This is a genomic window from Rhodoplanes sp. (assembly GCF_013377085.1).
GTDB lineage: Bacteria > Pseudomonadota > Alphaproteobacteria > Rhizobiales > Xanthobacteraceae > Rhodoplanes.
In genome coordinates this window covers 1-12,517 of record NZ_JACAAX010000034.1, presented here as the reverse complement: position 1 = coordinate 12,517, position 12,517 = coordinate 1, and the positions used below count along the sequence as shown (strand labels likewise).

The 12,517-nt window shown below is 67.0% G+C and carries 11 protein-coding genes and 2 tRNA genes; 8 read left to right on the top strand and 5 right to left on the bottom strand.

The window, feature by feature from the left end:
• Positions 1-91 precede the first annotated feature (91 nt).
• The 3 genes from HXX10_RS20945 to HXX10_RS20935 form a co-directional block, all read right to left on the bottom strand.
• Positions 92-892, bottom strand: a complete 801-nt coding sequence (locus HXX10_RS20945; RefSeq protein WP_296524896.1) for a xanthine dehydrogenase family protein subunit M — start codon at positions 890-892, stop codon at positions 92-94.
• A gap of 204 nt (positions 893-1,096) precedes the next feature.
• The gene (locus HXX10_RS20940) at positions 1,097-3,463 is read right to left on the bottom strand and encodes a xanthine dehydrogenase family protein molybdopterin-binding subunit (protein ID WP_296524894.1); all 2,367 of its coding nucleotides are present in this window, start codon (positions 3,461-3,463) and stop codon (positions 1,097-1,099) included.
• 71 nt (positions 3,464-3,534) lie between these two features.
• Complete coding sequence (locus HXX10_RS20935; protein ID WP_296524893.1) at positions 3,535-4,032, bottom strand: (2Fe-2S)-binding protein; 498 nt, start codon at positions 4,030-4,032, stop codon at positions 3,535-3,537.
• Between the two features lie 396 nt (positions 4,033-4,428).
• Between HXX10_RS20935 and HXX10_RS20930 the strand changes: the two genes are divergently transcribed.
• Positions 4,429-4,502: transfer RNA gene (locus HXX10_RS20930), tRNA-Cys, on the top strand.
• Positions 4,503-4,717: 215 nt separating this feature from the next.
• Positions 4,718-4,906, top strand: a complete 189-nt coding sequence (locus HXX10_RS20925) for a hypothetical protein (protein WP_296524891.1) — start codon at positions 4,718-4,720, stop codon at positions 4,904-4,906.
• A gap of 1,039 nt (positions 4,907-5,945) precedes the next feature.
• Here HXX10_RS20925 and HXX10_RS20920 read toward each other — a convergent pair.
• Positions 5,946-6,149: a hypothetical protein gene (locus HXX10_RS20920; RefSeq protein WP_296524890.1), complete on the bottom strand. Its 204-nt coding sequence runs from the start codon at positions 6,147-6,149 to the stop codon at positions 5,946-5,948.
• Positions 6,150-6,375: 226 nt separating this feature from the next.
• Between HXX10_RS20920 and HXX10_RS20915 the strand changes: the two genes are divergently transcribed.
• The 6 genes from HXX10_RS20915 (at position 6,376) to HXX10_RS20890 (ending at position 9,931) form a co-directional block, all read left to right on the top strand.
• Positions 6,376-6,747 (top strand): hypothetical protein, encoded by a 372-nt coding sequence (locus HXX10_RS20915; RefSeq protein WP_296524888.1) that lies wholly within the window; start codon positions 6,376-6,378, stop codon positions 6,745-6,747.
• Between the two features lie 92 nt (positions 6,748-6,839).
• Positions 6,840-7,061 carry an alkylphosphonate utilization protein gene (locus HXX10_RS20910; protein ID WP_296524886.1) on the top strand — a complete coding sequence of 74 codons (222 nt, stop codon included), beginning with the start codon at positions 6,840-6,842 and terminating at the stop codon, positions 7,059-7,061.
• Positions 7,062-7,243: 182 nt separating this feature from the next.
• Complete coding sequence (locus HXX10_RS20905) at positions 7,244-8,326, top strand: OmpA family protein (RefSeq protein WP_296524884.1); 1,083 nt, start codon at positions 7,244-7,246, stop codon at positions 8,324-8,326.
• Between the two features lie 434 nt (positions 8,327-8,760).
• Positions 8,761-8,964, top strand: a complete 204-nt coding sequence (locus HXX10_RS20900) for a hypothetical protein (RefSeq protein ID WP_296524882.1) — start codon at positions 8,761-8,763, stop codon at positions 8,962-8,964.
• 438 nt (positions 8,965-9,402) lie between these two features.
• Entirely contained in the window at positions 9,403-9,606 is a 204-nt protein-coding gene (locus HXX10_RS20895; RefSeq protein WP_296524880.1) for a hypothetical protein, read from the top strand.
• 250 nt (positions 9,607-9,856) lie between these two features.
• Positions 9,857-9,931: transfer RNA gene (locus tag HXX10_RS20890), tRNA-Asn, on the top strand.
• 130 nt (positions 9,932-10,061) lie between these two features.
• Here the strand turns inward: HXX10_RS20890 and HXX10_RS20885 are convergent.
• Positions 10,062-11,753: a methyl-accepting chemotaxis protein gene (locus tag HXX10_RS20885; RefSeq protein WP_296525004.1), complete on the bottom strand. Its 1,692-nt coding sequence runs from the start codon at positions 11,751-11,753 to the stop codon at positions 10,062-10,064.
• Between the last annotated feature and the right edge of the window lie 764 nt (positions 11,754-12,517).

Here is a 12,517-nt window from a genome sequence, read left to right as displayed (position 1 = left end):
CGTGAAACGAGGCTGTCCGGAACCCATCCCTGTCTGGGAGTATGGATTCCGGGCTCGCCGCTGCGCGGCGCCCCGGAATGACGAATATACCCTATCCGTTCGCCGCAGCCACGGCGCGGCGGGCCATCACACCGACGAGGTGGGCGCGGTATTCGGCACTGGCATGGATGTCGCTCGCCAAGCCCTCGGCCGGCACACTGAGGCCGTCGAGCGCCTTCGGTGAGAAGCGCTTCTGCAGCGCCGCCTCGAATTCCGGCACGCGGAACGCGCCCGACGCCCCGGCGCCCGTGACGGCGACGCGCACCTCGGAGGGACGCTTGGCCACGAACACGCCGACGATGGCGTAGCGCGACGCCGGGTTGCGGAACTTCTGGTAGGCCGCCTTCTTGGGGAGCGGGAAGCTCACCTTGGTGATGATCTCGTCGGCCTCGAGCACGGTCTCGAACAGGCCGGCAAAGAACTCGTCCGCCGGGATCTTGCGCTTGGTGGTGACGATGGTGGCGCCGAGAGCGAGCGCCGCGGCCGGATAGTCGGCGGTCGGGTCGTTGTTGGCCAACGATCCGCCGAGCGTGCCGCGGTGGCGCACCGCCGGATCGCCGATCAGCCCGGCGAGTGCGGCGAGCGCCGGAATGCCCTGCTGCACCTCCGGCGACACATGCACCTCGGCATGCCGCGCCAGCGCGCCGATCACCAGAGCGCGGCTGGTCAATTCGATGCCGTTCAGCCCCTCGATCTTGTTGAGGTCGACCAGATCGGACGGCGAGGCGAGCCGGAACTTCATCATCGGCAGCAGGCTCTGCCCGCCGGCGATGAGCTTCGCCTCCTCGTGCTTGCCGAGCAGATTGGTCGCCTGGCGCAGGCCGCTCGCGCGGTGATAGGTGAATTCGTACATCCCTCGTCTCCGTTCACTCGCCTCGCGACGCGCCTTTGCCGCCCTTCACCTCTCCCCGCTGGCGGGGAGAGGTCGACGTCCGCGTCCAGCGGACGTCGGGTGAGGGGGCGCCTCGATCTGCAACTGGCAGCCCCTCACCCCGACCCTCTCCCCGCGTGCGGGGAGAGAGAGTCGACGCGCCTCGCGCGGCGCATCAAAGCATCGCTACTCCGCCGCCTGCTGCCGCGCCGCGCGCTGCAGCACCGTCCACACCGTGAGCTGGTTGGCCGGCATCGGCACGTCCTCGGTTCCGAGCGCGTCCGTCACGGCGTTCATCACGGCGGCCGGCGCCGCGATGGCGCCCGCCTCGCCGCAGCCTTTTATACCAAGCGGATTGCCCGGGCACGGCGTCACGGTGGTGTCGACGGCGAGCAACGGGAAGTCGGCGGCGCGCGGCATCACATAGTCGTTGTAGGAGCCGGTGACGAGCTGGCCACCCTCGTCGTAGACGACCTGCTCCATCAGGGCCTGGCCGATCCCTTGCGCGATGCCGCCATGCACCTGGCCCTCGACGATCATCGGATTGATGACCACGCCGAAGTCGTCCACGGCCGTGAACCGCGCGACCGTGACACGGCCGGTCTCGGGATCGATCTCGACCTCGCAGACATGGCAGCCGGCCGGGAAGGTGAAGTTCACCGGATCGTAGAAGGCGCCCTCCTTGAGGCCTGGCTCGAGGTCGGCGCCCACGAACTTGTGGGCGAGATAGGCGTTGAGCGCCACCTCGCCGAAGGTCGCCGACTTGTCGGTTCCGGCCACCGTGAACTTGCCGTTCTCGAACACGATGTCGGTCTCGGCCGCCTCGAGCAGATGCGCCGCCACCTTCTTGGCCTTGGCCTCGACCTTGTCGAGCGCCTTGACGATCGCCGACATGCCGACCGCGCCCGAGCGCGAGCCGTATGTCCCCATGCCGAACTGCACCTTGTCGGTGTCGCCGTGCACGATCGAGATGCTCTCGATCGGAATGCCGAGCCGCCCGGAGACGAGCTGCGCGAACGTCGTCTCGTGGCCCTGCCCATGGCTGTGGCTGCCGGTCAGCACCTCGACGGAGCCGGTCGGGTTCACCCGCACCTCGGCCGACTCCCACAGGCCGACGCCGGCGCCGAGCGAGCCGACCGCCTGGCTCGGCGCGATGCCGCACGCCTCGATATAGGCCGACAGCCCGATGCCGCGCAGCTTTCCGCGCGCCTCCGACTCGCGCTTGCGGGCTCCGAAGCCGGCGTAGTCGGCGAGCGCCAGCGCCTTGTCGAGCGAGGCGGCGTAGTTGCCGCAGTCGTAGGACATGATCACGGGCGTCTGGTGCGGAAAGCTCGTGATGAAATTCCGCCGCCGCAGCTCGGCCGGGTCGATGCCCAGGCGCCGTGCCGAGACCTCCATCAGCCGCTCGACCACGTAGGTCGCCTCGGGCCGCCCGGCGCCCCGATAGGCGTCGACCGGCACCGTGTTGGTGTAGACGGCATCGACCGCGCAATGGATCGCCGGAATCGCGTACTGGCCGGACAAGAGCGTCGCGTACAGATAGGTCGGGATCGACGACGAGAAGGTCGACATGTAGGCGCCGAGATTGGCGATGGTCTTCACCCGCAGGCCGAGGATCTTTCCGTCGCGGTCGAGGGCCATCTCGGCCTTGGTGACATGGTCGCGCCCGTGCGCGTCGGCGACGAACGCCTCGGAGCGGTCGGCGATCCAGCGCACCGGCCGGTGCACCCGGCGGGCCGCCACCAGCGTCACCACCTCCTCGGCATAGATGAAGATCTTCGAGCCGAAGCCGCCGCCGACGTCGGGCGCGACCACGCGCAGCCGATGCTCCGGCGCGACGCCGACAAAGGCCGAGAGCACGAGGCGCGCCACATGCGGGTTCTGCGACGTGTTCCACAGCGTGTAGCTCTCGGTGCCGGGATCGTATTCGGCGATCGCGGCGCGCGGCTCGATGGCGTTCGGCACCAGCCGGTTGTTGACGATGTCGAGGCTGGTGACGCTGGCGGCCTGCTTGAACGCGGCATCGACCGCGGCCGCATCGCCGAGCTGCCAGTGGAAGATCGCGTTCCTGGGCGCGATCTCGTGGATCTGCGGCGCGCCGTCCCGTTGCGCGGTCGCCGGATCGACCACGGCAGGCAGCTCCTCGTAGTCGATCACCACGGCCTCGGCGGCGTCGCGCGCCTGGTCGGGGCGCTCGGCGATCACGGCCACCACGGGCTCGCCGACATAGCGCACCGTGTCGATCGGCAGCGTCGGATGCGGCGCCATCTTCATGGGCGAGCCGTCGGTCGAGTGGATCATCCAACCGCACACCAGCGGGCCGAGCTTGTCGGCGGCGATGTCGGCCCCGGTGAGGATGGCGAGCACGCCCGGCATGCGCGAGGCGTGGCCGGCCTGGATGCGGGTGATGCGGGCATGCGCATGGGTCGAGCGCAGGAAGTGCAGATGCACCTGGCCGGGCAAGCCGATGTCGGCCGTATACCGACCGGCACCCGTGATGAAGCGGAAGTCCTCCTTGCGCCGCACCGGGGCGCCGATTCCCGTCACGCTCATGCGCGTCCTCCGAGAGCAGGATGTCCCTCGCGCCGGCGCCGTTGCGCCGGCGGTCTCTCAGCCGCCCGTCGCTACTCGGCCGCCTTCAGGGCGGGATCGCCCGAGGCCATGGCGCGGGCACCGGCCGCGATCGACTTCACGATGTTGTGGTAGCCGGTGCAGCGGCACAGATTGCCTTCCAGCTCCTCGCGGATCGTCTGGTCGTCGAGCTCGTGGCCCTTGCGGCGCACGATATCGAGCGCCGTCATGATCATGCCGGGCGTGCAGTAGCCGCACTGCAGGCCGTGGTTCTGGCGGAACGCCTCCTGCATCGGGTGCAGCGCCTCGCCGGTGGCGACGCCCTCGATGGTCAAAACCTCGGCGCCCTCGGCCTGCACGGCCAGCATGGCGCAGCTCTTCACCGCGACACCATCGACATGGACGACGCAGGCGCCGCATTGCGAGGTGTCGCACCCCACATGCGTCCCGGTGAGGCGCAGCGTCTCGCGCAGGAACTGCACCAGCAGGGTGCGAGAATCGACCTCGGCGCGGACGGCTTTCCCGTTCACCGTCATTGAAACGGCAGGCATTCTACCTCCTCGAGCGAGTTGGTCGCGATCTGGCGGGTGCGCATCATGTCAGGCGTGCGCCGTGTCCGACGCGCGACGTGTCGACGCGCCGACGCGATCCGCCGTATCGGCATTTCTACGGAGTGTGGCCCGCCCCCGCCGCGATGGTCAAGGGCGCGGCAGGACCGAGTGAATTTCCCCGGGAGCCGACCCCTGCGCCGGTCCGCCGCCGCGGCACGGGCCGAGCCTTGCCCGCCCCCCCGGGGGTGGCCGGGATGCGAATCGCCGCCCCGCGTTTGCGGTTGCATGTTCGGCCGGTGGCGCTAAACATGCGCTCGCCGAATCCGGCTCGCCCGGGACCAGCCGGCCGCAACCCGGCCGGTCCGGATTTCGGCAAGCCGGGGATCCCGGCCAAAAGGCCACGTGGCGGAGTGGTTACGCAGCGGTCTGCAAAACCGTTTACGCCGGTTCAATTCCGGCCGTGGCCTCCACTCACCTTTTCAAAGACTTAGCAGCGGCTCAAGGATCAGAAGATCCAGGTGTGAAATGGCCCTTGGGGACACCCTGGGGACACCGCCGCTGGCGCCCCCGCCTCCGCCCTCCCGCCTGCGGCTCGCCCGGTGTGACCCGGCTCACATCGGCCAACAGGCATCCCCGGCATTGTTCTTTTCGAGAGCGGGCCTCGGCCCTTCGGCGGGAGGTCCCCATGAGGAAGATCGGCTACACCGCGATCATCGCACTCATCGGCGGCGTCGCTCTTGACGCGCCGCTCTCGTCTCCGGCGTCGACGAGGACGGTCACCACCACCGACCTCGCGGTGCCGGCGTCCCTGGACATGGGCGGACACGCTGCCTCCATCGACATGGTTTTTTCGAGCGCTGCGATGTGGCGATGACCCCGGCGAGCGGTCGCTGTCGGTGACGTGCGAGGTCTGCCACCACGAGGCGGTGCGGCCGGTCGACCATTGGCGAGCCACCGTGCCGGTGCCGGCGTTCGCGTGGCGTGAATTCTCAAACGAAAACGCCGCCCGTAGCCGGAACGGAACCCGCACGGGCGGGCTCGGATCGGTTCGGACGGCGCAACCTTCAATTCGTTTTCGTTCAACAGTGAACTCGGGCACAGTCCGAGCTAACGCTGCATCCTTGTCGTTTCCTCACCTTACGGTCGCAAGGTACCATCCCCACGACCGGATGTAGTCAGTAATTAGCCTAGGTTATGGACGAGAAGCGGGCGTGTGGTCCTTCCGCAACAGCCGGCGACACCGCGCCTCCACGGGTCGACCCTGCGTGGTCTCGTATTCCGAAAACGACGTGAAATGCACGACGCACCGGTTCGCCTCGCAGAACCTACCGGCGCCAGTGCGGCGACTTCATGGTCCGCACGTTCGTCACGCCGGGATCAGTGATCCGGCCCTTCAAGACGAACCCAAGAGTCTCGTCCACGAATCTCGCCCACGAAATTCGCCCTCCGCCGCACCGAGATCCCGACCGGTCATTCACTCGCCGGCAATGCGTGGCGATGGTGCTGGTCCGTCCACCTGTTCCCGACCTCGACCGCCGACCGCGGCGACGCCGAGACGCCGGACGATACGAAGGCCGCGTTCCGGTATCGTGTGGAGACGGCCGGGCCGTTCGATCCGACACGCATGCGGCGGACGCGATGAGCCGCGCTCGCAGAGGCGCACTGCAATCGCCCAAAAAAACGCCGCCTCACGAGGGCGGCGCCAAGGTCAAAAGGAGGAAAAGCCGGACATTCGGCGTGTCCGTGAAGCCAGAATGCACACATCGTCATGGAAAGACTGAGCTGTATTGACCGATGCGCCGGTCCGCGACGAGCGGCGGGGTGATGCCCGCAGAGGGTGCGGCGTTACCGCGTCCGGTGGAAATGATGAGCGAGGCGGTCACCGGGGCGTCGCGTCGATCCCTTGCCGCTCGTCAGCAGCGGCGAGAGAAGGAGCACTGCTGCTTTTTGATCGCGACGGGATTATCGAACGGATTACAGACCTTTTTCGTGGGACACACATCGCCCCAACACTTCGGATCGATCTTCACATACTTGCATGCGGCGCTTGCCGAGGTCGAGACGATGCCGAGCGTCGCTGCGACGACAACGGCACGAATGAGAACGGAGCGGATCATGACGCGGCCTTTCCTGAACCTTCCGACCATCGGAAGTGATCAAGACATGCCGTAAGTCTCGCACCCGATCTGTGATGGAGAGCACGCAGGCATTGGCTGGGCGTCTGATGAACCTCGCCTCTCCTCTCCTCGCCTCGCCTCGCCTCGCCGCTCCCCCCACCCGATACGTCAAAGACCGCGGCTTTCGCACCTTTTCGCCGGGCCGCTATCGTGTTATCATTAATCTATGCCGAAAAAAATTACTGATAACAATAAAAAGCGCGGGCGTCCGACGTCCACCGGAACCGGCACGCTGATTGGCGTCCGACTCCTTCCGGATCTCCTCGCCGCAGTCGTTTCCTGGATCAAGCGGCAGGACGACGCGCCGTCGCGCCCCGAAGCGATTCGCCGACTCGTCGAGCTCGGGCTCGCCTCGACATCGTCCGCGCGGCGGTTCAGCAAGAAAAAGGTCGAGAAAGCCGCCGAGCTTGCGGAACGTCAGATCGAGCGTCTCGTCGATCCATCGGCGACAACCGAAGACCGGCAGCGGCGCAAGCATCGGCTGCTCAAGGGTCCCGAAGAGTTCCGCGATCTGCGAGGCACGAAGCCGAAGCGATAGTCGCGCCAGGTGAGGCCGCCCTTGAATCGGCCGACGTGGAATTCATCCCCGAGAACGGCGGCATGCCGGGGCGAGATCGAGAAAGAACTACCATGAGCGAAGACATCGTGAGAGACAGCGACGGCAATCAGCTCAAAGACGGCGACTCGGTGACGGTGATCAAGGATCTGAAAGTCAAAGGCACGTCGGAGACGATCAAGCGTGGCACGCCGGTGAAAGGCATCCGATTGACCGGAAATCCTGGTGAGGTCGAATGCAACACCAAGCAGGTCAAAGGCCTCGTGCTGAAAACAGAATTCCTCAAGAAGACATGAGCAAGGGCGAGTGGGCGGCCAGCCCGCCGCGCGCGGGATTCGGGGAGAGGCAGTCGTCGCCGCCGGCCGGCTTGATTTCCGGCACATTCACGGCTGAATCTCCGCGGGGCCGACGTCGTGGTCACGGTGGCCCGCGGCTTACGGGCGGGCGATCTGTCGTGCCTTCCAATGAGGGATCTCGAATGCGTTTTCGGAAAATCATAGGGGTCGCGATCGGCGGTCTGCTGCTGACCTGTTCGCTCGCCGCGGCGGATGCGACAAGTCCGACCAATGACGTCAAGGGCGCGGCTGACAGCCGCCTGCTGCCGCGTTACCAGGGCTCGTTCATCGTCGGCTACGAGCACCAGCAGTTCACCGACTTCAACCTCCCGCTGTCGATCCTGGAGAAGACCGACAGGCTCGACGCCTCCAACAATTACGTGTTCGCGCCGAAGACCTCGCGCGACCTGGAGGGACAGCTCACACGTCTCGTCTATCTTCTGCCCGAGAGCCGGTCTCCGCTCGAGGTGCTGCGCAACTATCAGGACGCCGTGACCAAGGCCGGCGGCGAGGTGCTCTGGCAGTGCAAGGGCGACGACTGCGGCGGCTCGTCGCGGCGGTCCGCGGCGGGCGGCGGTGGCGAGACCAGCCTGACCATGCACTTCTTCACCGAGAAGACGCTCAAGGACCCCGCCTTCTCCAACGGGGCCTGCGCCGTGACCTCGACCATTGCCGACCAGCGCTATTTCTCGGGCCGCCTGCCGGTCGACGGCGGCGACGCCCACGTCGCGGTCCAGACGTTCACGATCGCGAACGGCGGTCCATATTGCAACGCCTTCACCAACCGCACGGTGGCCATCGTCCACGTGATCGAGCCGAAGGCGCGCGACAAGAAGATGGTGGTCGTCAGGGCCGAGGAGATGGCCAAGGTGATCGACACCGCCGGACGTGTCGCGCTCTACGGCATCCTGTTCGATACCGACAAGGCCGAGCTGAAGCCGGAGTCCGATGCGGCATTGACGGAGATCGGGGCGCTGCTGAAGTCGCATCCCGGGCTCGCGGTGGTGATCGTCGGCCACACCGACAATGTCGGCGCGTTCGACTACAACATCGACCTCTCCAAGCGCCGCGCCGCGGCCGTCGTGGCGACGCTGGTCAAGCGCTTTCAGGTCGCGGCCGACCGGCTCAAGAGCGCAGGAGTGGGAATGGTATCGCCCACCGCGCCCAACACCTCGGAGGATGGACGCGCCAAGAACCGGCGCGTCGAGGTCGTCCGGTTGAACTGAGAGGCAGCTCCGCCTTTTCGCGGAGCCCGCAATCGCAATCCGGAGGCCGATGGCGCTGCAGACAAAAAGACGCCTCCGGCGAGCATACAGGGCCGAGCCGGAGGCGTTCGTCCGCGGGGCACGATCTAGAGCCATATGATGGCGCGGCGTGGTTAACGAATCATTACCGAGCCGGAATCAGGAGTGCGGCCGAGGTCGCCGCCCTCTGCGGCGTCCTGCAGCCTGACGCGGGAGAATTCTTCCTCGTCGGCAGAATTCTTCGGCGACTGTCCCGGCCGATCTGCCCCGTCGTTTTCGTCTGCGACTGCACGACCTGGAAAGGCGGTGCGTCGTAAGGTCGGCAGGCCGGGCCGCGCAGCACACTGCGCCGGCGTGACGCTGGTGCGCCGCTGCGCGTGCGGACATCAGGCCGCATCACCGAGCAGGAGCGAGCCTTGAGCCAACACGTCACTGCCATCCAGAAGGCGATCAAGCAGCTTGTCGACGAACGGCGCGAGATGGTCGTCGCGCTCGCGAATACCGAGCAGGCCGAAGGCGCGGAGGGCCTGAGAGTGCAGTTCGTCACGGTGCAGTCGACGATCGAAGCACTTGGGCGCGCGCTTCAGGAAGAGAGAAAAACGGGGTACGGGGCACTCTGATCGGCCCCAGGTCACGACAGCCGAACGACCCCCCGGTCGTCACGCGGCCCGCCGTGCATCCATGCGCCGCCGAGTGCCGCCGGCCGGCGGCGCCGGACCGTGGTCGTCAAGCTGTTGCTCTCGGGAAAAGCCGTCGGTTCAAGTCCGGCTGCCGCTTCCCCTCATCTTTCCCCGACATCCCGATTCGACGTTTCGCGAGGCGAGACCGCTGGCGGGCTACCCGGCGCGCATGGTCATCGATACGCGCCAGAAAGGCGACGATTTCGTTGGCGCCATCGGGCCGTGCGGAGCACGCCCACGCGCAAGGGCTGGTAAACAGACCGATAACGCAGACCGGGTCTGCCATGCCTGAGCGTTATGCTGCTATGCAGCACACCCCCTGGGTCGAGGGCGATAATCGAGCTATATCAAGACCAACAGAGATTCAGAGGTGAGATCATGTCGAATTCGTACTCGGCCGGGCAATCCGCCCGGCATGGTGCTTTGTCGTTCCTGCGCGAATGCGCGGCTGCGGTCCGCGAAGGTCTGGAGTTGGTGTCGCGCTACAAGATGCTGGCGATGAAGACCGACCGCCAGTTGTCCGCCCTCGGGCTGACCCGCGCCGATCTGCCGCGCATCGCCGTGAAGGGCTGGAATCGCTGATCTCGGCGTTGCGGCCGCCCTCCGGCGGCCGCGCCCGGGCCTATGGGCCCAGGCGATCCAAGCGCCAACGTCTGGCGCTCGCGCCCAGTGAAGGGCGGTAAGCCGGCAGCGCCCAGCGTGCGATCGCACCGGCAAGCTGGCGCCCTGTCCTGCCCCGCGGATGTCGTTGCCGGCTTCGACCCCGAATTCGGCTTGGCAATTCGCCCTGGGTTTTGTTATACGCCGACCTGCCTGAGCCGTGAGGCGGTGTTCCCCGGTAGCTCAGTGGTAGAGCAACCGGCTGTTAACCGGTTGGTCGCTGGTTCGAATCCGGCCCGGGGAGCCAACTCTTTCAAAGACTTAGGCCTGCGTTGACCCGCCCGAGAGGCGGGTTTTTCGTTTTGGGGCCGCGACCGCCCGTGCCGGTCTTCGGGCGACTCGGCGGTTCAGGCGGCCTGTGAGCCCAGCGACACGCCTCACGCCGCCCGCACGGTCGCGAGGAACTTCTCCACCTCGGCGCGCAAGCGGTTGCTCTCGCCGGCGAGCTGGCCGGCCGCGCTCAGGACCTCGCCCGAGGCTGCGCCGGTTTCCTCGGCGCCGCGGCTCACCTCGGTGATGTTCTCGGCCACCTGCGTGGTGCCGGCGGCGGCCTGCTGGATGTTGCGCGAGATCTCGGACGTCGCCGCGCCCTGCTCCTCGACGGCCGCCGCGATCGCCGAGGCGATCTCGGCGATCTGGCCGATGGTGCCGCTGATCTCCTTGATGGCCGCGACCGACTCCTGGGTCGCCGCCTGCATGCCGGAGATCTGGGCGCCGATCTCGCCGGTCGCCTTGCCGGTCTGAGCGGCCAGCGCCTTCACCTCGTTGGCCACCACGGCGAAGCCGCGGCCGGCCTCGCCGGCGCGCGCCGCCTCGATGGTGGCGTTGAGCGCCAGCAGGTTGGTCTGCTCGGCGATCGCCGTGATCAGCTTGACCACGTCGCCGATCTTGTTGGCCGCCACCGACAGCGCGCCGACGCGCGCATCGGTCTTGGCCGCCTGGCTCACCGCCGCGTCGGCGATGCGGCTCGACGCCTGCACCTGGCGGCCGATCTCGTGCACCGACGACGTCATCTCGTTGGTCGCCGCCGCGACGGCCTGGACGTTGGTCGAGGCCTCCTCCGATGCGGCGCTGACGGTCGCCGACATCTGCTGGGTCGTGTCGGCCGTGCGGGTCAGCGTGGTCGCGGTCGCCTCCAGCTCGGTCGCCGCCGACGACACCGTGCCGATGATGCCGCCGACCGCCGACTCGAACTGGTCGGCCAGCCGCACCATGTCGGCCTTGCGCTGCGTGGCGGTGCGAAGCTCGGCCGCCTTCTGCTCGGCCTCGAGGCGAACCCGCTCGACCGCGTTTGTCTTGAACACCACGACCGCCTCGGCCATCTCGCCGATCTCGTCGTGCCGGCCGACACCCGGGATGGCGACATCGAGCTTGCCATGAGCGAGCTCGCCCATGGTCGCCGTCATGGCCTTGATCGGCTTGGTGATGCGCCGCGCCATGACGATCGACACGGCGAGCGTGATCAGCAGCACCAGCGCCGCCGCGATCAGCGAGCGCTGGGTCGACATCCAGGTCTGTGCGTCGAGGTCGTCGATGTAGACTCCTGTCGCCAGCATCCACCCCCACGGCGCGAAGCTGGCCACGTAGGACAGCTTCGGCTGCGGCTTGTCGGCACCTGGCTTGGCCCAGACATAATCGACGAACCCGCTGCCGTCGCGCTTGACCGCGTCGAGCATCGCGATCGTGATCATCTTGCCGTTCGGATCCTTGGTGTCGGTCACGTCCCGGCCGACCAGTTGCGCCGCCACCGGATGCATCAGCATGCGGCCCTTCAGATCCTGGATGAAGAAGTACTCGTTGCCGCCGTAGCGCAGCGCCGCGACGCGGCCGAGCGCCCGCTTCTGCGCCTCCTCGACGGCCACTCCGCCCGACGCCACGGCCGCGTGCTCCTCCTTGACGATGCCGACCGCGAGCTCGGTCAGATGACGGAGCTCGATCTGCTTCTGCTGCTTCAGGCTCGCGGCCAGCTCCTGCGAGTCGAGAAGCGAGACGCCGAGCAGACCGAGGAAGGCCAGGCCGAGGAGCACATAGATCCGTAGACCGATCGTCATATGGAGTCGCGCGAGCATCATGTCGCCTCCGGTTCGATGAATACCGCCACCCGCGTCGTCCAGGTCTGCTGAGACCGGACGCGAGATCAGTCGATCTACGCTTCGGCCATGCCGGATCCGGCGTCGGCAGAAGCATCGGTGAACAGGCGAGCGGACGGTCGGAAATACGGTCAACAGGATCCGGGAGAAGTCTTAATTACACTAAAAGAATATCGATATTTCGGTCACATCCGTAATCGCTGCTAAGCCTTTCCGACGCGCCTCGCTCCGAAGCACTAGAACGCGTTCAGCAAACGTGGTGTCACGACTGCCCTCGAACGTGCTGCGGGAGCTCAGAAGCAGAGCGCATTCGTCACGCGAACCGATGTGCGTTCCGCTTGAAGCGCTCCGAGCCCTCGCGAGACGAGAGCCCCGCTGCGCAGCCGCCGGTGTCCTTGCGCCTTTCGTCAGACGACCGAGGTCCGAGACGCGCCCGACGCGATGCGCGCGGCCCCGGGTGACCGGACCGCGCGTCGACGACTGATGTGCAGGTGTGCTGATGTGCCGTGCCGTACCAGCCGTCACATGCTCCGACTCGTCATACGCGGGCTCGACCCGCGTATCCATCTCTAGAATAACTATTTTCAGTAGCTTGATGGATGGCCGGTCAAGCCCGGCCATGATGCGAGGGGGCGAAGCCAGTGAGGGCCGGTGTCAGGCGGCCCGGACGGTCGCGAGGAACTTCCCCACCTCGAGCCGCAGGCGGTTGCTCTCGCCGGCGAGCTGGCCGGCGGCGCTCAGGA